A 21,379-nucleotide genomic window follows, 5' to 3' on the forward strand; every position below is an offset into this window, starting at 1 on the left:
ATCTGGTTACATCCCCTTGACGGCGAAGATACCGTTGGCGTTGCGCCAGTAGCCTTTGTAGTCCATGCCATAACCGAAGATGTAGCGGTCGATGCACGGCAGGCCAACAAAATCGGCTTTCAGGTCGGGACGGGCCTTGCGGTCGTGGTCCTTGTCGATCAGCACGGCGGTGTGCACCGCGCGGGCGCCGGCGTGTTTGCAGAAATCGATGATCGCGCCCAGCGTATGACCTTCGTCGAGGATATCGTCGATGATCAGTACGTCGCGGTCGATGAACGAGACTTCCGGCTTGGCTTTCCAGAACAGGTCGCCGCCGCTGGTTTCGTTGCGATAACGGGTCGCGTGCAGGTAGGACGCTTCCAGCGGGAAGTTCAGATAGGTCAGCAGCTTGCCGGAGAAAATCAGCCCGCCGTTCATCACGCAGAACACGACCGGATTGCTTTCAGCCAACTGATCGTTGATTTGCGCACCGACACGGGCAATGGCCGCTTCGACTTCGGCTTCGGTGTACAGGCAGTCAGCCTCTCGCATGACTTGACGGATATGCTCGAGATCAGCGGACATGGCGCTCTCCAGGGGTGGCAGTTCGGAAAAGCGGGCAAAGGTACGCATCCCGCCCGGCCAGATCAAGCGTTTGTGGACTAACGTTCTGTATTGTCTATAGGACAACACCCTCGGATAGATTAATCTAGGCCGGTTTTTTTGCCCGCCGCCGGAGCCTTCCCCATGCCCATCCTCGAGATCCGCCATCCGCTGATCAGACATAAACTCGGCCTGATGCGCCGTGCAGACATCAGCACCAAGAACTTCCGTGAGCTCGCCCAGGAAGTCGGTGCGCTACTCACCTACGAAGCCACCAAAGACCTGCCGCTGGAATCCTACGAGATCGCCGGCTGGGCCGGCGCGGTGCAAGTGGAAAAAATCGCCGGCAAGAAGATTACCGTGGTGCCGATCCTGCGCGCCGGTATCGGCATGCTCGAAGGCGTGCTCAGCCTGATCCCGGGCGCCAAGGTCAGTGCGGTGGGCGTGGCTCGCAACGAGCAGACCCTGCAGGCCCATACCTACCTGGAAAAACTGGTGCCGGAAATCGACGAGCGCCTGGCGATGATCATCGACCCGATGCTCGCCACCGGCAGTTCGATGGTCGCCACCATTGACCTGTTGAAGAAAGCCGGCTGCCGGGACATCCGCGCCATGGTGCTGGTCGCCGCGCCCGAAGGCATCAAGGCCGTGGAAGATGCCCACCCCGACGTGACCATCTACACCGCGTCCATTGACCAGAAACTCAACGAACATGGCTACATCATCCCGGGCCTGGGCGATGCCGGCGACAAGATCTTCGGCACCAAGCAGAAGGACGCCTGAGCATGCAGGACGAATTCAACGATCCGCTCTGGCGTCAGGTGCTGTCCGGCGCACAGATGCTGTTCGTCGCCTTCGGCGCGCTGGTGCTGATGCCGCTGATCACCGGCCTGGACCCGAACGTGGCGCTGTTCACGGCGGGCCTGGGGACGATCCTGTTCCAGATCGTCACCGGGCGCCAGGTGCCGGTGTTCCTGGCGTCGAGCTTTGCCTTCATCACGCCGATCATTCTCGCCAAGGGCCAGTTCGGCCTGGCGGCGACCATGGGCGGCGTAATGGCGGCCGGGTTCGTCTACACGTTCCTGGGCCTGGCGGTGAAGATCAAGGGCACCGGGTTCATTGACCGCCTGCTGCCGCCGGTGGTGATCGGTCCGGTGATCATTTCCATTGGCCTGGCGATGGCGCCGATTGCCGCCAACATGGCCATGGGCAAGGCCGGCGATGGCACCGAGCTGATTGCTTATCAAACCGCGATGATGATTTCGATGCCGGCGCTGCTCACCACGTTGATCGTCGCGGTGTTCGGCAAGGGCATTTTCCGCCTGGTGCCGATCATCTCCGGCGTGCTGGTGGGCTTTGCCATGGCGTTTTTCTTCGGTGTCGTCGACACCGCGAAGATCGCCGCGGCGCCATGGTTCGCCCTGCCCGCCTTCACCGCACCGGAGTTCAACTGGCAGGCGATCCTGTTCATCGTGCCCGTTGCCCTGGCACCGGCCATCGAGCACATCGGCGGCGTCATTGCCGTGGGCAGCGTGACCGGTCGCGATTACCTGAAGAAGCCGGGCCTGCATCGCACGCTGCTCGGCGACGGCATCGCCACCACTGCAGCCGGCCTGTTCGGCGGCCCGCCCAACACCACGTACGCCGAAGTGACCGGCGCGGTGATGCTGACCAAGAACTACAACCCGAAGATCATGACCTGGGCCTCGATTTTCGCCATCAGCCTGGCGTTCATCGGCAAGTTCGGCGCGCTGCTGCAAAGCATTCCGGTGCCCGTGATGGGCGGGATCCTGTGCCTGCTGTTCGGTTCGATTGCGGCGGTGGGCATGAACACCCTGATCCGCCACAAAATCGACCTGGGCGAAGCTCGTAATCTGGTGATCGTTTCGGTGACGCTGGTGTTCGGCATCGGCGGCGTGCTGGTCGGCACCGGCACCGGCCCGGACGATTTCGGCCTCAAGGGCATCGCGTTGTGCGCCGTGGTGGCGATCGCGCTGAACCTGATCTTGCCGGGCAATGACGGTTGGAAGCAGAAGAAGGCGGATGAGCCGATTGTGTAATTCAATCTAATGTGGCGAGGGAGCAAGCTCCCTCGCCATGGATTATTTACAAGGCGATCGGCGCCCGTTCGCAAAGGGTGCTCAACGCCTGCGCCCACTGCGGATCGTCATTGAGACACGGCACCAACACCAACTCCTCCCCTCCCGCTTCGCGGAACTGCTCTCGGCCACGATCGCCGATTTCCTCCAGCGTCTCGATGCAATCGGCCACGAACGCAGGGCACATCACCAGGACTTTCTTCACGCCACTCTTGGCCAGTTCGTCCAGGCGCGCTTCGGTGTAGGGTTCGATCCACTTGGCCCGGCCCAATCGCGACTGGAACGATACCGACCACTTGCCCTCTGCCAGGCCCATGCGCTGGGCAAACAGTTCGGCGGTGCGGATGCACTGGGCGCGATAACAGGTCGCCATGACTTCCGGTGGCGCGTTCTTGCAGCAGTCGGCGTCCTTGAAGCAGTGATAGCCAGTAGGGTCGAGCTTGGTCAGGTGCCGCTCAGGCAAGCCGTGGAAACTCAGCAGCAGGTGATCGTAATCCTGCATCAGGTACGGCTTGGCACTGGCAACCAGGGCATCGAGGTATTCCGGCTGGTCGTAGAAAGGCTGGAGAATCGAGAATTTCACATCGAGCTTCTTCTCCCGCACGACCCGCTTCGCTTCCTCGATAACCGTGGTGACCGTGCTGTCGGCAAATTGCGGATACAACGGGGCCAGCGTGATGTTCTTGTGACCCTGGCTCGCCAGGCGTACCAGGGTGGATTCCAGCGACGGCTCGCCGTAACGCATCGCCAACTCTACCGGACCCTGCGTCCATTGGGCGGCCATCGCCTGTTGCAAGCGCCGGCTGAGCACCACCAGGGGCGAGCCCTCTTCCCACCAGATTGACGCGTACGCGTGGGCTGACTGCTCGGGGCGCTTGATCAGGATCAGCGACACCAGCAATCGCCGGACCGGCCAAGGCAGGTCGATCACGTAGGGGTCCATCAGAAACTGATTGAGGTAGCCGCGTACATCGGCCACCGAGGTGGAGGCAGGCGAACCCAGATTTACCAGAAGCAACGCGTGATCGGTCATGCAACGTCCTATTTCAAAGGCGACCCGACAAGTCTTCCAGGGCCGCAGGCAAATCAGTGAACCGGAATGAAAACCCCGCCACCAGCAATCGGGCCGGCGTGGCGCGCTGGCCGCCCAGCAACAGTAATGACAACTCCCCCAACGCGACCTTCAGCGCAAGCTCCGGCATTGGCACCACAGCCGGGCGATGCAACACGTCACCCAAGGCCTTTGCAAAATCGCGGTTGCGCACCGGGTTCGGCGCGCAGGCATTATAAGGACCGCTGGCATCACTGCGGTGCAGAAGAAAATCAATCAGGGCGATTTGATCGTCAATATGAATCCATGGCATCCACTGCCTCCCGCTGCCGATACGCCCGCCCAGCGCGAGTTTGAAGGGCAGCAGCAGCCGCGACAAAAAGCCGCCCTCGGTCGACAGGACCAGGCCGGTGCGGACCAGTACCACTCGCATGCCCAGGGCCTCGGCCCGCTGCGCGGTTTCCTCCCAGGCGATACACAACTGGCTGGCGAAGTCCTCGCTGACCGGTCCCGATTCTTCGGTCAACTCGCGCTCGCCACCGTCGCCGTACCAGCCCACGGCGGAACCGGAAATCAGCACCTGCGGTCGCTGCTCGCAACGCTCAAGCCAGGCGAGCAATGTCTCGGTCAGGGTGATGCGGCTGTTCCACAGCAATATCTTGCGCTTGTGGCTCCAGGGCCGATCGGCGATGGGCGCGCCAGCCAGGTTGACCACTGCGTCCACCGGCTCGGCAAGCTCATCGAGCGTGGCGATGCCGCGCACCTGCGCCCCGCAGATTTTCGCCACCTGCTCGGGTCGACGACTCCAGACCGTCAAGCGGTGTCCTTGCTCCAACCAGTGTCGGCAGAGCTGACGTCCGATCAAACCAGTACCGCCGGTCAGCAATATGTGCATGAGGTGTTCCTCGCATCGCGTTTTACCCGGCCCATTAGTCTATTTTTATAGGTAGAGCATTTTCATGTTGAACAGGGTCTGTTCCTAACAATAGGACAACCTGCCAAAACGCGAACGGTAAAACTTATACCAAAAATCAAAATTGTACAGGATTAAACGACGGCGTAGTCTGTACAGAAAGTAAACGAGGCCCTCATGACTGTACCTATCGCAATCATCGGCACCGGCATCGCCGGACTCTCCGCCGCCCAGGCCCTGACGGAGGCCGGGCATGTCATTCAACTCTTCGACAAAAGCCACGGCAGCGGCGGACGCATGTCGAGCAAGCGCAGCGACGCCGGCGCGCTCGATATGGGCGCCCAGTATTTCACCGCCCGTGACCGACGCTTCGTCACGGAAGTGCAACGTTGGCAAGCCAACGGCTGGGCAGCGGAGTGGAACCCGCAGCTCTATCACTTCCAGGACGGGCAGATGAGCCCATCCCCGGACGAACAGACCCGCTGGGTCGGCACCCCACGCATGAGCGCCATAACCCGCGCCCTGCTCGGCGATTTGCCTGTGCAGTTCTCCTGCCGCATCACCGAGGTATTTCGTGGCCAGGAGCATTGGCACCTGCAGGACGCAGAAGGATTCACCCATGGTCCGTTCGGCCAGGTGATCATCGCCACGCCCGCTCCGCAGGCGACCGCATTGCTCGCCGCCGTGCCGAAACTGGCTGGTGTAGCCGCCGGGGTAAAAATGGACCCTACCTGGGCCGTCGCGCTGGCCTTCGAACAGCCCTTGGATACGCCCATGGAAGGCTGCTTCGTGCAGGACAGCCCCCTCGACTGGCTGGCGCGTAACCGCAGCAAGCCGGGGCGCGACAGCAAGCTCGACACCTGGGTGCTGCATGCCACCAGCGACTGGAGCCGCCAGCACATCGACATGTCCAAGGAAGCGGTCATCGAACACCTGCACGGCGCTTTCGCCGAGCTGCTGCACAGCGCCATGCCCGCTCCCAGCTTCAGCGTGGCCCATCGCTGGCTATACGCCCGCCCCGCCGGCAGTCATGAATGGGGAGCACTGGCCGACGCCGACCTTGGATTGTACGTGTGCGGCGACTGGTGCCTGTCCGGCCGGGTCGAAGGGGCCTGGCTCAGTGGTCAGGAAGCCGCGCGCCGGTTGCACGCCAGCCTCCAGTAGATCGTTATTGCGCGTCTCTCGCTGCTGTCGCAACAGACAGCAGCCCATCTGCGCCAACCATTGCATCACTCCGTTCATTCAATTGCCGGTTGACTTGTGCTTATTCGGACCTATGATTGAAATTATTGTACAGACACATAAAATTGTACAAGATTTTCAACCCAGAGGTTGCCTATGCCCAGCGAAGCCAACGCCAAACCCCGGATTGCCATCAGCGCCTGCCTGATGGGCGCTGAAGTTCGCTTCAATGGCGGGCACAAGCAATCCCAGTTGTGCAGCCGCACGCTCAGTGAATATTTCGATTTCGTCCCCGTATGTCCTGAAGTCGCCATCGGCCTGGGCATTCCTCGGGAACCGATCCGGCTGGTCGGCCAACCCGAGCAGCCCCGCGCAGTCGGCACGGTAAACCGTGATCTGGACGTCACCCGACCGCTGGACGATTACGGCCGGAAAATGGCCGGGGAATTGGACGACATCTGCGGCTACATCTTCATGCAGAAATCGCCCTCCTGCGGACTGGAAAGGGTCAAGGTCTACGACCACAACGGCGTACCCCAGGACGGCGGCGGACGCGGCATCTACGCCCAGGCGTTTTGCGAGCAACATCCGGACCTGCCGGTGGAGGAAGATGGTCGCCTCAACGATCCGGTGTTGCGCGAGAACTTCCTGACGCGTGTGTTCGTCTATGCCGCGTGGCAACCGCTACGCCGACGCGACCTGACCCGGCGCGATCTCATCGAATTCCACTCGCGTTATAAATACCTGCTGATGGCTCATGACCCGGTGCAATACAAGGCCTTGGGCAACCTGCTGGGCAACATGGGCAAGTCCGATCCCAACGAGTTGGGCGCGCGGTACTTCAGCGCGTTGATGGCGGCCCTGAAAAAATGCGCCACCCGTCGAACCCACGCCAATGTTCTTCAACATTTGAGCGGCTACCTCAAGCGCGCCATAGGCACCGATGACAAGCAGGAAGTGCAGCATCTCATCGGGCAATATCGCCTCGGCATCGTGCCCTTGGTGGTGCCGCTGACCTTGCTCAAACATCACCTGCGCCAGCACCCCGACCCGTATCTTGCGCAACAGGTGTACCTGCAACCCCACCCGGAAAATCTCAGTCTGCGAAACGCCATTTGATGAACGACGAACCCGACTCCAGCGCCAGCGAAGACCTTGGCGCCGACTTTGCCACAGCACTGGCGCAGGGCTGGCTGCCCATACGCGAAGTGTCCCGACAAACCGGCGTCAACGCCATCACGCTGCGCGCCTGGGAGCGCCGCTATGGCTTGATCGTGCCGCACCGCACACCCAAGGGCCATCGTTTGTTCAGCCCTGAGCATGTGCAACGAATCCAGAGCATTCTCACCTGGATCAATCGCGGCGTGGCGGTGAGCAAGGTCAAGCCGCTGCTCGAGACTGCGCAGCCCCCTGACGAACCCCTGGAAGACGAATGGCAGCGCCAGCGCCATGCCCTTGCGCTGGCGGTGACACAACTGGCCGAGCGGCAAGTCGATCACTTGGTCAACCAGGCGATGGCCCTTTACCCGCCCTGGACTGTGTGTGAACAGTTGCTGTTGCCCTTGCTCGCCGAATTGCAAACGCGTTGGCAAGGACAGTTCGGCGCGCAATTGGAGCAGGTGTTCTTTTATTCCTGGCTGCGCAGCAAGTTCGGCAGCCGGGTCTATCACAACAACCGTCAGTTGCACGGCGCACCGTTGCTACTGGTCAACCATTCCCCATTGCCCCAGGAGCCCCACCTGTGGCTGACAGCCTGGCTCGCCAGCAGCGCCGATTGTCCTGTTGAGGTCTTCGATACGCCTCTGCCGGCGGGAGAATTGGCGTTGGCCGTCGAACGCCTCAAGGCCCGCGCGGTGTTGCTGTATTCGAGCAATGCCTTGAACCTGTCCCAATTGCCAAGGCAACTGAACGCTGTCGACTGCCCCATCATCATCGCCGGCCCGGCTGTGTCCATTCACCACGCCAGGTTATCCACAGACGTCTCGATGACTAACGTCACGTGGGCAGAGGATCCGCTCTGCGCTCACGCCGAACTCAATCGCCGAGCGCTTCTTTAACGAGAATTTCCATGCAACTGATCTGGCTGCGCAGCGATTTGCGCGTGCATGACAACACGGCGCTTGCCGCTGCCGCCGCCCGTGGCCCCTGCGTGGCGGTCTACTTGCCGAGCCCGGGACAATGGCGAGCCCATGATGATGCCCCTTGCAAGGTCGATTTCTGGCTGCGCAACCTGGCGTCGCTGAGCAAGGCGTTGGAACGATTAAACATCCCCCTGCTGATCCGCCACGCGCCCTATTGGGACCAGGCGCCAGGCGTATTGGTCGCACTGTGCCGGGAACTTGACATCAATGCCGTGCACGTCAACGAAGAGTACGGCCTGAACGAAACCCGACGCGACAGCGAAGTCGCGCGCGCGCTGGCTGGCGAGGGCGTCGAGTTTCATAGCCACCTCGACCAGCTCCTGTTCAAGCCCGGTAGCGTGCTGACCAAGACCGGCAACTATTTCCAGGTATTCAGCCAGTTTCGCAAGGTGTGCTACCAGCGCTTGCACTTCTCGCTACCGAGCCTGGTTCCCACCCTCGCCCGTCAAGCGACGACGGCAATTGCCAGCGATCCAGTGCCAACGCACGTCGAAGGCTTCGAGCCACCCGGCGAAACGCTGCAAGCCCTTTGGCCGGCTGGCGAGAGCGAAGCACGGCGACGACTGGATGGGTTTGTCGAGCAGCACATCGACCATTACCTGACCGAACGGGATTTCCCGGCGAGGCCTGGCACTAGCCAACTGTCTGCCTATCTGGTGGCCGGCGTGGTATCGCCGCGCCAATGCCTGCACGCGGCGTTGCAAGCCAACCAGGGAGAATTCGAAAGCGGAAACGCTGGAACAGTGACCTGGATCAATGAATTGCTCTGGCGCGAGTTCTATAAACATATATTGGTGGGCTATCCACGCGTGTCACGCCACCGCGCGTTTCGCCCGGAGACCGAGGCTTTGGCCTGGCGCCACGCCCCGGATGAATTGGCGGCTTGGCAACAGGCGCGCACTGGCCTGCCGATCATCGATGCGGCCATGCGCCAACTGCTGGAGACTGGCTGGATGCATAACCGGTTGCGCATGGTAGTGGCCATGTTCCTGACCAAGAACCTGCTGATCGACTGGCGCGAAGGCGAACGCTTTTTCATGCGCCATCTCATCGACGGTGACTTGGCGGCCAACAATGGTGGCTGGCAGTGGAGCGCCTCAACCGGGACGGATTCGGCGCCCTGGTTCCGCATCTTCAATCCCCTTAGCCAATCAGAGAAATTCGATCGCGAGGGATTGTTTATAAAGCGTTGGCTGCCGGAGTTGAACGATTGGGATAGCCGCAGTGTCCACAGCCCTGATGCCCAGCGTGAATTATTTTGTAGGACAGATTATCCGGCTCCGATTGTCGATCTGGCCCAGTCCCGGGCGCGGGCTTTGGCGGCTTTCAAGCGACTGCCGTCTCGTCAGGACATGCAAAGGGATTGAAGGGCGATTACCGAACATGAAATTGCTTGAGGTTGAAACGTAATTTCACCACGACCTTTTGGGGTCCGACTAATATCAGGGTTGCCGCATTGGAAGCGGCGTCTTGATGCCAGGAAAAAAGGGGGGCGGCATGAGAAGAAGGTATTGGCTGACGGGTGCCGGCGACGGCCTGGGTGCGTCACTGGCCGAAGTACTGCTTCGAGCCGGAGCGCAGGTCGCAATCAGTTCGCCACAAGCGTGCCAAACCCTTTCTCAACGTTATCCGGAACATGTCCTGGCAATCCCCGGCAACTTGACCGACGGCCAGACGGTGCGAGAAATCGGCGAGCGGATCAGCCGTCAGTGGGGCGCGCTGGACACGGTCATCATCAATGCCGGAACGGCTGAGCACGTCGACGGCCAGCCGGCCGACGACTCACTGATCGAACACATCATCCGCAGCAACCTGCTGGCCGCCAGTTTTTGTATTGAAGCCGCGCTTCCTCTGTTGCGCCTGGGCACAGCACCCCATCTGGTGGGCATCGCCAGCCCGGTCACTTACCTGGCGCCTTCGCGTGCCGAGGGCGACGGCAAAGCGCTGCGTCAGGTATTCGAATCGGTTCGTAGCACCCCGGGCGCCAAGGGCATCGACGTTATGTTGGTTACCCCCGGCCTCGCTGACTCGGCGATAAGTCTGGACGACGGGCTTTCGATATTGACCCGATGGTCAGCCGATGCGGCGGCCAGTTACATTCTGGCTCAAATGAACGAGCGGCCGGACGAAACGACGCTGCCCGCGGCCTCCATGGCGGCGCTCTGGCCGTTGCCATCCTCAACCAGAAAGATCCGTGCGAACAATGACGACTGCCAATTGGCTGGCGAATCCCCGATCAAGGGACAACCCTGATCCCCCAGGTTGCCTTACACTGCGCGCATGAAAACCATCCCCCTCGTTGAATTGCCTGCGCAGGTCGTCACATGCTCGACCTGCGCGGCGTGCTGCTGCCAGCTGGAAGTGCTTCTGATCACCGACACCGGGGTTCCGGAACGCTTTATCGACACCGACGACTGGGGCGGCGAAGTGATGCTCAGGCTTGATGATGGCTGGTGCGCAGCGCTGGATCGCGACAGCATGATGTGCACGATCTACGAAAAGCGTCCGCTGATCTGCAGGGAATTCGAGATGGGCGCGCCGGAGTGCCTGGAAGAACGCCAGGGCATTGCGACGGCGTATCGATAAAAGAATGATCTGAAATCAGATTTCTGTGGCAGCGGGCTTGCTCGCGATAGCGGGGGACCAGACATCCTGTTATTGGCTGGTCGATCACTATCGCGAGCAGGCTCGCGCCTACAATTTCTTGCTCTTACAACGGCATGGTGTAATGCAGCGCGTAGCTTTCCACGCCGTCGTTGTCCGAACTGATGCCGGCGTTGGAATAGTGAGTGGCACGAATGCCTACTTCATGTCCGCCGTTGAAGCGCAGGCCGAAACCGACACGGTCTTCGAACTGGAAAGCCGAACCGAGTTTGTTGGATTCTATTTCAGTGTTTTCAAACAACGCGACGCCGATCCCCGCCTCGATGTACGGCTTCACGTTCTGGCCCGCAAACTCATAAACGAAGACTGGCGAGAACGACAGACTGTGGTTGCTGGACGTCTCGTCCCCTTCCCAGTACGTGTAGGCCCCGCTCCAGTATCCGGTCAGGCGACCCACGTCGCTCTGCCACCAGCTCTTGTCCCAGTCGAACTGCATGCCCAAGCGATAGGTCATGGTCGAGTCGCCGGTCTGGCCGACCCCGAATTCCACGCCCGCCGCCTGTGCGGTATAAGTGTGCCCCATCAACGCAGCCGCAAACGCGGCAAAGCAGAATAAACGCTTCATTAGAAACATCCTTTTCCGACAGCCTTGGTTAATTTTTCTTACAAACAGACACAGCTATAGAAATCCAGGCCAAATCAGAAGTTCAGCTGGATTCACATAATTTTCACGTTTGTTACAAACCGAAGCTTCGCACAACGCCAGAAGAATTCCATAGCATCGGTAGGATTTTTCTTAGATGCACGGGATCACCGCTGCTCCAGAACTGAGTTTCGCTGGCAGGTCCTTCGGCCAGTAACATCCGTTCCGTCAACAAGCGCTGAAGCTGGCGAGCCACGGCGGCGCCCGTGTCGATCAGGCTGATATCCGCCGCGACCATCTCCTTGAGCAATGGCTTGAGGAATGGGTAGTGGGTGCAGCCCAGGATCAACGTGTCGCAACCGGCCGCCAGCAAGGGGGCGACGTAGCCTTGCAACAACTGGCGCAAGGCCGGGCTATGCAGGTCGCCAGCCTCGATCAATTCCACCAGCCCGGGACAGGGCTGGGTGATCACCCGTACGTCCGTGGCGAAACGGTCGAGCAACGCGGCAAATTTGGCGCTCTGCAACGTGCCCGTTGTAGCGAGCACGCCGACGACGCCGCTTCGAGTCGCCGCGGCAGCCGGCTTGACCGCTGGTTCCATGCCAACGATGGGCCAGCCGGGGTAATCGCGACGCAGGTCCGCCACTCCGGCGACCGTCGCGGTATTGCAGGCCACCACCAACGCCTTGGCGCCCTGGCCCTGAAGAAACTCGGCAATGATCGCGCACCGCTGCCGGATGAATTCCGGACTCTTTTCCCCGTAGGGGATGTGTCCGCAGTCGGCTACGTACAGCAGCGATTCATTGGGTAGCAAGTGGCGAATTTCACCTAGCACCGACAGCCCGCCGACGCCTGAATCGAACACACCGACCGGAGCCTCACTCATGTCGGGTACCGCAGACGCTGCACCCCGGATCGCGCTTGACCCGCAGTTCACGAAAACGCGTGCCCAGCGCATCGATCAACAGTAGACGCCCCACCAGCGGCTCTCCGAAGCCGGCCAACAATTTCAAGGCCTCGAGCGCCTGGAGACTGCCCACCAAACCCACGAGCGGCCCAAGCACGCCGGCCTCGCTACAGGTCAGCTCGGCTTCGCTGCCGTGCCCGTAGAGGCAGTGATAACAAGGGCTTTCGGGGCGGCGGGGGTCGAACACCGACAGTTGGCCTTCCAGGCGAATTGCTGCGCCACTGACCAAGGGTGTGCCCGCGGCGACGCACGCTGCGTTCACCGCTTCACGGGTGGAAAAATTGTCCGAACAATCCAGCACCACGTCCACCGCCGCCACGGCGTCAGCCAGGCTGTCTTCGTCCATGGCTGCCGGATGGGGAACCAGTCGAACCTCGGGGTTGATGGCGGTGAGGCGACGCATCGCCGAATCAACCTTGGTCAGGCCGACGCTCTGTGTGTCGTGGATGATCTGTCGCTGCAGGTTGGTCAGGTCGACCGTGTCGAAGTCCGCCAGGTGTAACTCGCCGACACCGGCGGCGGCGAGGTACAACGCCACCGGCGCGCCCAGGCCGCCCAGGCCGATGATCAATGCGCGCCCCTGCTTCAGACGCAGTTGCCCGTCGATGTCGACGTGTTGCAACAGAATCTGTCGGCTGTAGCGCAGCAGCTCTTGATCGTTCAGCACGGCAGGCGTCCCAGACTGATGCGTTCGTGATTGCCGAGGTCCTTGCGGCTATGGACTTCGGAGAAACCTTGGTCTTGCAACAGCCCCCGTACCGCTTCGGCCTGGTCGTAACCATGCTCGAGCATCAGCCAGCCGCCCGCCTCGAGGTGATCGGGGGCCTGGACGACAATGGCGCGCAAATCGTCAAGACCGTCCGGCCCCGCCACCAGCGCACTGGCCGGCTCGAAACGCACGTCGCCCTCAGCCAGATGCGGGTCGCTGGCAGCAATATAAGGTGGGTTGCTGATGATCAGCCCGAAACGTTCACCTTCCAGCGCGCTGAACCAGTGGCTGCTCAGGACCGTGACATTGCGCAGCGCCAGGCGCTGGCGATTGCGTTCGGCAAGCGCCACAGCTTCCAGCACCCGATCGACCGCCGTGACATTCCAGGCCGGACGTTCGCTGGCCAACGCCAAGGCAATCGCGCCGCTGCCCGTGCCCAGGTCGAGGACCCGGGCCGGCGTGGCCGGCAACAACGCCAACGCGGTTTCCACCAGCAGCTCGGTGTCGGGACGCGGAATCAGCGTGTGGGGCGCGACTTCCAGGTCAAGTTTCCAGAAGCCCTGCTGCCCCAGGATGTAGGCCACCGGCTCGCCGGAACGACGCCGGCGCAGGTATTCGGAGAACAACAGCGCCGCCTCGCTTGGCACGATCCGCTCGGGCCAGGTGTGCAGGAAGCTGCGGGACTTGCCCAGGGCAGCGGCCAGCAACAACTCGGTATCCAAGCGTGGCGTTGGAGAATCCGGCAATTCGGCGGCGCGAAGCAAACTGGCGATGATGGTCATGGGGTCACCTGAACCTATTCGCCAATCGCGGCCAGTTGATCGGCCTGGTATTCGGCGAGCAAGGGCTCGATGACGGCATCGACACCACCGGCAAGGATCTCGTCGAGGGAGTACAGGGTCAGGTTGACCCGGTGATCGGTGACTCGCCCCTGGGCAAAGTTGTAGGTCCGGATGCGCTCGGAACGGTCGCCGGAGCCGACCAGCAGCTTGCGCTCGCTGGCGATGGCGTTGGCGGCGGCGCTGGTCTGCTGATCGTTGAGCTTGGCCGACAACCAGGCCATCGCCCGTGCCCGGTTCTTATGCTGGGAGCGTTCTTCCTGGCATTCGACCACGATGCCCGACGGCAAGTGGGTGATGCGAATCGCCGAGTCGGTCTTGTTGACGTGCTGGCCGCCCGCCCCCGAAGAACGGTAGGTGTCGATCCGCAGGTCCGCCGGGTTGATCTCGATGGCTTCCTGCTCGTCCGGCTCGGGCAACACCGCGACGGTGCAGGCCGACGTATGGATCCGGCCTTGGGATTCGGTGGCCGGTACCCGTTGTACGCGGTGGGCGCCGGACTCGAACTTCAACTTGCCATAGACGTTATCGCCCTCGACCCGGGCAATCACTTCTTTATAGCCGCCGTGTTCGCCTTCGTTTTCCGAGAGGATCTCTACGCGCCAGCCACGACGCTCGGCGTAGCGCGAATACATGCGGAACAAGTCGCCGGAAAAGATCGCCGCCTCGTCGCCGCCGGTACCGGCGCGGATCTCGAGGAAAACGTTACGCCCGTCATTCGGGTCCTTGGGCAACAGCATGCGTTGCAGGTTGCTTTCCAGCTCGACCAGTTGTTCCTTGGCCTCGCGCACTTCCTCTACAGCCATTTCGCGCATGTCAGGGTCGCTGTCCTTGAGCAGCGCCTGGGCGCCCTCGAGGTCACCCTGTACTTTGAGCAGCTGCTTATAGGTGGCGACGATCGGCTCGACCTCCGCGTATTCCTTGGAATAGGAGCGGAATTTGTTCTGATCGGAAATGACTTCGCCGTCGCCGAGCAAGGCAGTCAGTTCCTCGAAACGGTCCTGGAGAATGTCCAGTTTATTGAGCAGTGACGCTTTCATTGCGATTTTTTATCCGAAAAGCTATCCGGTGAAGCCTCACCGAGAGCGAAAAGTTCCTGGGCCATGGCCAGCGCATCGAGGCGGCCTTCGGCGGTCAGCTTCTTGAGCTGGACGCTAGGCGCATGGAGCAGTTTGTTGGTCAGGCCGCGAGCCAGTTGCACCAACACCTCTTCGGCGCTGCCGCCGTTGGCCAGCAGGCGCTGGGCTTTTTGCAGTTCTTCGTCGCGCAGCCGTTCGCTTTGCTGACGATACGCCTTGAGCACGTCCACCGCCGCCAGCTCACGCAGGCGCACCATGAAATCCTCGGCGCCAATGGTGATCATTTCCTCGGCGGCCTGCGCCGCGCCTTGCCGGCTCTTCAGGTTCTCGGCAACGACTTCGTGCAGGTCATCGACACTGTAGAGGTAAACGTCGTCGAGTTCGCCGACTTCGGGCTCGATGTCACGGGGCACGGCAATATCGACCATGAAGATCGGCTTGTGCTTGCGCAGTTTCAAGGCGCTTTCAACCGCGCCCTTGCCCAGGATCGGCAACTGGCTGGCGGTGGAACTGATGACGATATCGCTGTGCACCAGCTCCGCAGGAATATCCGACAACAGTACCGCGTGGGCGCCGAACTGCTCGGCCAGGGTGCTGGCCCGCTCCAGAGTGCGGTTGGCAACCACGATGCGCTTCACCCCGAGGTCATGCAGGTGACGGGCGACCAGGGTGATGGTCTCGCCGGCGCCGATCAGCAGCGCCTGGCTGCGTTGCAGATCACTGAAGATCTGCTTCGCCAAACTCACGGCGGCAAAGGCCACGGAGACCGGATTCTCGCCGATGGCCGTGTCGGTACGCACTTGCTTGGCGGCATTGAAAGTGGCCTGGAACAGACGCCCCAGCAGCGGACCAACGGTCCCGGCCTCGCGCGCGACGGCGTAGGCCGATTTCATCTGGCCAAGGATCTGCGGTTCGCCCAACACCAGCGAATCGAGCCCCGAGGCGACACGCATCATGTGACGAACGGCCGCATCGTCTTCGTGCACATAGGCACTGGCGCGCAGCTCTTCAAGGCTCAAATCATGGTATTCGGCCAGCCAGCGCAGCACCGAATCGGCCGAAACGTGATCCTGTTCTATATAAAGCTCGCTGCGATTGCAGGTGGAGAGGATCGCAGCTTCGCGGCTGTCGGTCAGTCGGCAGAGCTGCTGCAGCGCCTCAACCAGCTGCTCAGGCGTAAAGGCCACGCGCTCGCGGACGTCTACTGAAGCAGTCTTGTGGTTAATACCAAGTGCAAGGAAGGCCATTCAAGGTCGCTGATGGTGACGTGAAGCCGGCAATTGTCCTACTTCGCCAGATTGAGAACAACCACCACCGACTATTGTCACAATTACCTGTGCCTATAAGGCATCCGCCGAGACTCGGTTATGTTTGGCCGATGGCTTGTGTCATGATGATCCGACCGCAGGTAAGTCGTCCTCTTCCTATATGAATAGATCTTTTGCGTTGCTCCTCGCTTTTGCCTTCCTCGGCGGCTGCCAGTCCCTGGCCCCCGTTTCGACGGACGGCACGCCACCTGTCGAAGACAGCACACCGGCTCCCGAAAAGCCAAAGGTGTATGGCTCGTTCAGCGAAGAAACCATCTTCAGCCTGCTGAGCGCCGAGCTCGCGGGCCAGCGCAATCGTTTCGACATTGCCCTGGATAACTACGTCACCCAGGCCATCAACACCCAGGATCCGGGCGTTTCCGAGCGGGCGTTTCGAATTGCCGAATACCTGGGGGCCGACCAGCCCGCATTGGATACCGCGCTGATCTGGGCCCGGAACGCCCCGGATGACCTCGAAGCGCAACGCGCCGCTGCCGTGCAACTGGCACGCGCCGGACGTTACGACGACTCCATGATGTATATGGAAAAAGTCCTGCTGGGCAAGGGCGACACCCATTTCGACTTCCTTGCGCTGTCCGCGGCCGATACCGACCAAGAGACCCGCGATGGCTTGATGAAGAGTTTCGATCGCTTGCTGCAACGCCACCCGAACAACGGCCAGTTGATTTTCGGCAAGGCCTTGCTGCTGCAACAGAATGGCGACTCCCAAGGCGCCCTCACCCTGCTGGAAGACAACCCGCCGGAACCCGGCGAAGTGGCACCCATTCTGCTGCGCGCACGCCTTCTGCAAGGCATGAACCGTGGCGACGAAGCACTGCCGCTGATGGAAAAAAGCATCAAGAAATACCCGGACGACAAGCGCCTGCGTCTTACTTACGCCCGCATGCTGGTGGAAAACAATCGCATGGACGACGCCAAGGTCGAGTTTTCCAGCCTGGTGCAGCAATACCCCGAGGACGACGACTTGCGTTATTCCCTGGCGCTGGTCTGCCTGGAAGCCAAGGCGTGGGAAGAAGCCAAGGGTTATCTGGAAGACCTGATTGCCCGGGAAAGTCACGTCGATTCGGCCCACCTGAACCTGGGTCGCATCGCCGAAGAGCGCAACGATCCAGAAAGCGCATTGATCGAGTACGCCCAGGTCGGCCCGGGCAATGATTATCTGCCCGCGCAACTGCGCCAGGCCGACATCCTCATCGGCAACGGCCGGACCGCCGAAGCCCAGAGCCGCCTGGCCGTGCAGCGTGACACGCAGCCGGACTATGGCATCCAGCTTTACCTGATCGAGGCCGAAACCCTATCGGCGAACAAGCAGGGCGATAAGGCCTGGGCTGTCCTGCAACAAGCCTTGAAGCAATACCCTGATGATCTGAACCTGCTCTACACCCGCGCCATGCTGGCGGAAAAACGCAATGACCTGGCCCAGATGGAAAAAGACCTGCGGCTGATCATCCAGCGTGATCCCGACAACGCCATGGCCCTCAATGCCCTCGGCTACACCTTGTCGGATCGAACCACCCGCTACGACGAAGCCAAGCTGCTGATCGAGCAGGCTCACCAGATCAACCCGGAAGACCCGGCCGTACTCGACAGCCTTGGCTGGGTGAATTTCCGCCTGGGCAACCTCGACGAAGCCGAACGCTTGCTGCGCCAGGCCTTGGAACGCTTCCCCGACCAGGAAGTCGCCGCCCACCTGGGTGAAGTCCTGTGGGCCAACGGCAAGCAACGCGAAGCCCGGCAGATCTGGGCGAAGTTCCTCAAGGAACAGCCTGACAGCCCGATTCTACGCAGTACCATCAAACGCCTGACCGGATCAGAGACTCTTTAAGATTATGTTTGTGCGCCACTTCATTATTTTCAGCTTCATCGCCCTGCTCACCGGTTGCGCGGGCTTCGGCGCCCGAGAATCCGTCCAGGGCCATGGCAACGCGGCCCAGTGGCGCGAGCACAAAGAACAGCTCAGCGGCCTCGACGGCTGGCAGATCGACGGCAAGATCGGCATTCGCGCGCCTAAAGACTCGGGCAGCGGCACCTTGTTCTGGCTGCAACGCCAGGATTACTACGACATTCGCCTGTCCGGCCCACTGGGTCGCGGCGCGGCGCGGTTGACCGGCCGGCCGGGACAGGTTTCGCTGGAAGTCGCCAACCAGGGACGCTACGAGGCGCCCAGCCCCGAAGTACTGTTGGAAGAACAACTGGGCTGGAAGCTGCCGGTGTCCCACCTCACCTGGTGGGTTCGCGGCCTCCCCGCACCAGACAGCAAGAGCCGCCTGACCCTGGACGCCGACAGTCGCTTGTCGAACCTGGAGCAGGACAACTGGCAGATCGAATACCTGAGCTATGCCGAACAGAACGGCTATTGGTTACCCGAGCGCATCAAGCTGCACGGCAGCAACCTCGATGTCACGCTGGTGATCAAGCAATGGCAGCCGCGCAAGCTGGGGCAATGACATGACCGCTCCACGCCTGACCCTGCCCTCCCCGGCCAAACTCAACCTGATGCTGCACATTCTTGGCCGGCGCCCGGACGGCTATCACGAGCTGCAAACGATTTTCCAGTTCCTGGACTACGGCGACGAGATCACCTTCGCCGTGCGCGATGACGGTGTGATTCATTTGCACACTGAATTCGACAGCGTTCCCCACGACAGCAATCTGATCGTCAAGGCTGCAAGGAAGCTCCAGGAGCAATCCGGTTCTTCGCTGGGCATCGACATCTGGATCGAAAAAATCCTGCCCATGGGCGGCGGGATCGGTGGCGGCAGCTCGAATGCGGCAACGACGCTGCTGGGCCTCAATCATCTCTGGCAGCTTGGCTGGGACATGGATCGCCTCGCGGCGCTGGGGCTTTCGCTGGGTGCCGACGTGCCGGTTTTCGTGCGTGGCCACGCGGCTTTCGCCGAGGGCGTCGGGGAAAAACTCACACCGGTGGAGCCCGAGGAACCCTGGTACTTGGTGCTGGTGCCGCAAGTATCTGTAAGTACAGCAGAAATTTTTTCAGATCCACTGTTGACACGTAACTCTCCTCCCATTAAAGTGCGCCCCGTTCCCAAGGGAAACAGTCGAAATGACTGCTTACCGGTGGTAGCAAGGCGTTACCCAGATGTTCGTAACGCATTGAATTTGTTAGGTAAATTTACCGAAGCAAAACTCACCGGAACTGGAAGTTGTGTGTTTGGGGGCTTCCCAAGCAAAGCTGAAGCTGATAAAGTCTCGGCCCTTCTTACAGAGACCCTTACAGGGTTTGTAGCAAAAGGAAGCAACGTTTCGATGTTGCATCGCAAGCTGCAAAGTCTGCTCTAAAAGGAATCGAGTGCTGGGCACTCGCAGCAACAGATACAGGGGCGTCGCCAAGCGGTAAGGCAGCAGGTTTTGATCCTGCCATGCGTTGGTTCGAATCCAGCCGCCCCTGCCATTTTCCTATACTCATCCAGGTATACCCTCAGCCTTCAGGTACTGCGCGTGTCCAAGATGATGGTCTTTACGGGGAACGCCAACCCCGATCTGGCTCGGCGTGTAGTACGTCAGCTGCATATCCCTCTCGGTGACATCTCTGTCGGTAAATTCTCCGACGGCGAAATCACTGCCGAGATCAATGAAAACGTTCGCGGTAAAGACGTCTTCATTATTCAGCCGACTTGCGCCCCGACCAACGATAACCTGATGGAACTCGTCGTGATGGCTGATGCCTTCCGCCGCTCCTCGGCTACTCGTATTACTGCTGTTATTCCTTACTTTGGTTATGCCCGCCAGGATCGCCGTCCGCGTTCCGCACGCGTGGCTATCAGCGCGAAAGTCGTTGCCGATATGCTGACCGTGGTCGGCATCGATCGTGTACTGACGGTCGATCTGCATGCTGACCAGATCCAGGGCTTCTTCGATATTCCCGTGGATAACATCTACGGCTCCCCCGTCCTGGTGGATGACATTGAAGATCAGCGCTTCGAAAACCTCATGATCGTGTCCCCGGACATTGGCGGCGTCGTGCGTGCACGGGCCGTTGCCAAATCCCTGGGCGTGGATCTGGGTATCATCGACAAACGCCGTGAGAAGGCCAATCACTCCGAAGTGATGCACATCATCGGCGACGTCGAAGGGCGTACCTGTATCCTGGTCGACGACATGGTCGATACCGCCGGCACCCTGTGCCACGCGGCCAAGGCCCTGAAAGAGCATGGCGCTGCCAAGGTCTTTGCCTACTGCACACACCCTGTGCTGTCGGGTCGAGCGATCGAAAACATTGAAAATTCCGTGCTGGACGAGCTGGTGGTGACGAACACCATCCCGCTGTCCGCTGCAGCACAAGCTTGTGCGCGTATCCGTCAATTGGATATCGCACCAGTGGTTGCCGAGGCGGTTCGCCGCATCAGCAATGAAGAATCGATCAGTGCGATGTTCCGTTAAGGGCCCTGCCCTTTCCTGGATATCTCGTTGACGAAAAGCGCCCCGCCCCAGCACTCATGTTGGGGCGGGGCTTTTTTGCCCATACCGCTTTGGCGTCGGTCGCAGACGCCACTCGGATATGGCTATTTTGGAGAAACAACATGACCGATTTCATCCTGAACGCCCAAGCGCGTACCGACCTGGGGAAAGGTGCGAGCCGCCGCCTGCGTCGTCTCGCCAGCCAGGTTCCTGCCGTTGTCTACGGTGGTGACAAGGCCCCTGAGTCCATCACCATGCTGGCCAAAGAAGTGGCCAAGCTGTTCGAAGACGAGGCTGCCTTCAGCCACGTGATCGAGCTGAACGTCGATGGCAAGAAGCAAAACGTCATCGTTAAAGCGATGCAGCGTCACCCGGCCAAGCAGTTCATCATGCACGCCGACTTCATCCGCGTCGTTGCTGGCCAGAAACTGACCGCTACCGTTCCAGTGCACTTCATCAACGAAGCTGCTCCGATCAAGAAAGGCGGCGAAATCTCGCACGTGACTTCCGAGCTGGAAGTTTCCTGCCTGCCGAAAGACCTGCCTGAATTCATCGAAGTCGACCTGGCTGACGCCGAAGTCGGCACGATCATTCACCTGTCCGACCTCAAGGCTCCTAAAGGCGTTGAGTTTGTTGCCCTGGCGCACGGCGATGACAAGGCTGTTGCCAACGTCCACGCTCCACGTGTTGCTCCAGAAGCTACTGAAGAAGGCGCTGCAGAGTAATTACACTCTGTCGCCGGAGTGACCGGAAACATCGCGGACTGGAACGTAGCGAGACAACGGGCAAGAACGCGAAGTTTACTTAACGGTAGATCCGCAAT

The 21,379-nt window shown here is 60.6% G+C and carries 22 protein-coding genes and 1 tRNA gene; 14 read left to right on the top strand and 9 right to left on the bottom strand.

Going from position 1 to position 21,379, the window contains the following annotated elements; translation table 11 throughout:
- Nucleotides 1-6: 6 nt before the first annotated feature.
- Nucleotides 7-564, bottom strand: a complete 558-nt coding sequence (locus J3P79_RS22150) for a hypoxanthine-guanine phosphoribosyltransferase (protein ID WP_030138595.1) — start codon at nucleotides 562-564, stop codon at nucleotides 7-9.
- A gap of 162 nt (nucleotides 565-726) precedes the next feature.
- Between J3P79_RS22150 and upp the strand changes: the two genes are divergently transcribed.
- Together upp and J3P79_RS22160 are read left to right on the top strand one after the other, a co-directional pair.
- Complete coding sequence (gene upp, locus J3P79_RS22155; RefSeq protein ID WP_039592183.1) at nucleotides 727-1,365, top strand: uracil phosphoribosyltransferase; 639 nt, start codon at nucleotides 727-729, stop codon at nucleotides 1,363-1,365.
- Between the two features lie 2 nt (nucleotides 1,366-1,367).
- Nucleotides 1,368-2,642, top strand: coding sequence for a uracil-xanthine permease family protein (locus J3P79_RS22160; RefSeq protein ID WP_434605690.1), 1,275 nt, complete (start codon nucleotides 1,368-1,370; stop codon nucleotides 2,640-2,642).
- A gap of 46 nt (nucleotides 2,643-2,688) precedes the next feature.
- Here J3P79_RS22160 and hemH read toward each other — a convergent pair whose 3' ends face one another.
- Entirely contained in the window at nucleotides 2,689-3,714 is a 1,026-nt protein-coding gene (gene hemH, locus J3P79_RS22165; protein ID WP_434605691.1) for a ferrochelatase, read from the bottom strand.
- A 13-nt stretch (nucleotides 3,715-3,727) separates the two neighbouring features.
- Nucleotides 3,728-4,627, bottom strand: a complete 900-nt coding sequence (locus tag J3P79_RS22170) for a TIGR01777 family oxidoreductase (RefSeq protein ID WP_434605692.1) — start codon at nucleotides 4,625-4,627, stop codon at nucleotides 3,728-3,730.
- Between the two features lie 195 nt (nucleotides 4,628-4,822).
- Here J3P79_RS22170 and J3P79_RS22175 point away from each other — a divergent pair, with 195 nt between their 5' ends.
- From J3P79_RS22175 to J3P79_RS22200, 6 genes are all read left to right on the top strand, one after another.
- Nucleotides 4,823-5,809: an NAD(P)/FAD-dependent oxidoreductase gene (locus tag J3P79_RS22175; protein WP_434605693.1), complete on the top strand. Its 987-nt coding sequence runs from the start codon at nucleotides 4,823-4,825 to the stop codon at nucleotides 5,807-5,809.
- A gap of 174 nt (nucleotides 5,810-5,983) precedes the next feature.
- Nucleotides 5,984-6,946, top strand: coding sequence for a YbgA family protein (locus J3P79_RS22180; RefSeq protein ID WP_434605694.1), 963 nt, complete (start codon nucleotides 5,984-5,986; stop codon nucleotides 6,944-6,946).
- Nucleotides 6,946-7,884: a MerR family transcriptional regulator gene (locus tag J3P79_RS22185; RefSeq protein WP_434605695.1), complete on the top strand. Its 939-nt coding sequence runs from the start codon at nucleotides 6,946-6,948 to the stop codon at nucleotides 7,882-7,884. The genes J3P79_RS22180 and J3P79_RS22185 overlap by 1 nt, the downstream gene beginning before the upstream one ends.
- An 11-nt stretch (nucleotides 7,885-7,895) precedes the next feature.
- Nucleotides 7,896-9,335: a deoxyribodipyrimidine photo-lyase gene (gene phrB / locus J3P79_RS22190; RefSeq protein WP_434605696.1), complete on the top strand. Its 1,440-nt coding sequence runs from the start codon at nucleotides 7,896-7,898 to the stop codon at nucleotides 9,333-9,335.
- Nucleotides 9,336-9,441: 106 nt separating this feature from the next.
- Nucleotides 9,442-10,221, top strand: a complete 780-nt coding sequence (locus tag J3P79_RS22195; protein WP_434611578.1) for an SDR family NAD(P)-dependent oxidoreductase — start codon at nucleotides 9,442-9,444, stop codon at nucleotides 10,219-10,221.
- Nucleotides 10,222-10,248: 27 nt separating this feature from the next.
- Nucleotides 10,249-10,554: a YkgJ family cysteine cluster protein gene (locus J3P79_RS22200; RefSeq protein WP_434605697.1), complete on the top strand. Its 306-nt coding sequence runs from the start codon at nucleotides 10,249-10,251 to the stop codon at nucleotides 10,552-10,554.
- A gap of 124 nt (nucleotides 10,555-10,678) precedes the next feature.
- On the opposite strand, the gene J3P79_RS22205 is transcribed toward J3P79_RS22200, so the two are convergent.
- From J3P79_RS22205 to hemA, 6 genes are all read right to left on the bottom strand, one after another.
- Entirely contained in the window at nucleotides 10,679-11,197 is a 519-nt protein-coding gene (locus tag J3P79_RS22205) for an acyloxyacyl hydrolase (protein ID WP_039592193.1), read from the bottom strand.
- A gap of 112 nt (nucleotides 11,198-11,309) precedes the next feature.
- A complete protein-coding gene (murI, locus tag J3P79_RS22210) occupies nucleotides 11,310-12,101 on the bottom strand; it encodes a glutamate racemase (protein WP_434605698.1) in 792 nt (263 codons plus the stop codon).
- On the bottom strand, nucleotides 12,094-12,849 hold the full coding sequence (locus tag J3P79_RS22215) for a molybdopterin-synthase adenylyltransferase MoeB (protein WP_434605699.1): 756 nt from the start codon (nucleotides 12,847-12,849) through the stop codon (nucleotides 12,094-12,096). The genes murI and J3P79_RS22215 overlap by 8 nt, the downstream gene beginning before the upstream one ends.
- Nucleotides 12,843-13,673, bottom strand: a complete 831-nt coding sequence (prmC, locus tag J3P79_RS22220; protein WP_434605700.1) for a peptide chain release factor N(5)-glutamine methyltransferase — start codon at nucleotides 13,671-13,673, stop codon at nucleotides 12,843-12,845. Before prmC ends, J3P79_RS22215 begins: the two co-directional genes overlap by 7 nt.
- 14 nt (nucleotides 13,674-13,687) lie before the next feature.
- Entirely contained in the window at nucleotides 13,688-14,770 is a 1,083-nt protein-coding gene (prfA, locus tag J3P79_RS22225) for a peptide chain release factor 1 (RefSeq protein WP_434605701.1), read from the bottom strand.
- A complete protein-coding gene (gene hemA / locus J3P79_RS22230) occupies nucleotides 14,767-16,056 on the bottom strand; it encodes a glutamyl-tRNA reductase (RefSeq protein WP_434605702.1) in 1,290 nt (429 codons plus the stop codon). Before hemA ends, prfA begins: the two co-directional genes overlap by 4 nt.
- Before the next feature lie 181 nt (nucleotides 16,057-16,237).
- On the opposite strand from hemA, the gene J3P79_RS22235 reads away from it, so the two are divergent.
- From J3P79_RS22235 to J3P79_RS22260, 6 genes are all read left to right on the top strand, one after another.
- Nucleotides 16,238-17,962 (top strand): tetratricopeptide repeat protein, encoded by a 1,725-nt coding sequence (locus J3P79_RS22235; RefSeq protein WP_434605703.1) that lies wholly within the window; start codon nucleotides 16,238-16,240, stop codon nucleotides 17,960-17,962.
- Between the two features lie 4 nt (nucleotides 17,963-17,966).
- Nucleotides 17,967-18,584, top strand: a complete 618-nt coding sequence (gene lolB, locus J3P79_RS22240) for a lipoprotein insertase outer membrane protein LolB (RefSeq protein ID WP_434605704.1) — start codon at nucleotides 17,967-17,969, stop codon at nucleotides 18,582-18,584.
- A 1-nt stretch (nucleotide 18,585) separates the two neighbouring features.
- Nucleotides 18,586-19,437, top strand: coding sequence for a 4-(cytidine 5'-diphospho)-2-C-methyl-D-erythritol kinase (ispE, locus tag J3P79_RS22245; RefSeq protein ID WP_434605705.1), 852 nt, complete (start codon nucleotides 18,586-18,588; stop codon nucleotides 19,435-19,437).
- A gap of 37 nt (nucleotides 19,438-19,474) precedes the next feature.
- Nucleotides 19,475-19,549 (top strand) — tRNA-Gln (locus J3P79_RS22250).
- 47 nt (nucleotides 19,550-19,596) lie between these two features.
- Nucleotides 19,597-20,538 carry a ribose-phosphate pyrophosphokinase gene (locus J3P79_RS22255; protein WP_003171603.1) on the top strand — a complete coding sequence of 314 codons (942 nt, stop codon included), beginning with the start codon at nucleotides 19,597-19,599 and terminating at the stop codon, nucleotides 20,536-20,538.
- Between the two features lie 140 nt (nucleotides 20,539-20,678).
- Nucleotides 20,679-21,281: a 50S ribosomal protein L25/general stress protein Ctc gene (locus tag J3P79_RS22260; RefSeq protein WP_039592202.1), complete on the top strand. Its 603-nt coding sequence runs from the start codon at nucleotides 20,679-20,681 to the stop codon at nucleotides 21,279-21,281.
- The last annotated feature ends 98 nt before the right edge of the window (nucleotides 21,282-21,379 follow it).

Source organism: Pseudomonas sp. R1-7, from assembly GCF_051132105.1.
Classification (GTDB): Bacteria; Pseudomonadota; Gammaproteobacteria; order Pseudomonadales; family Pseudomonadaceae; genus Aquipseudomonas.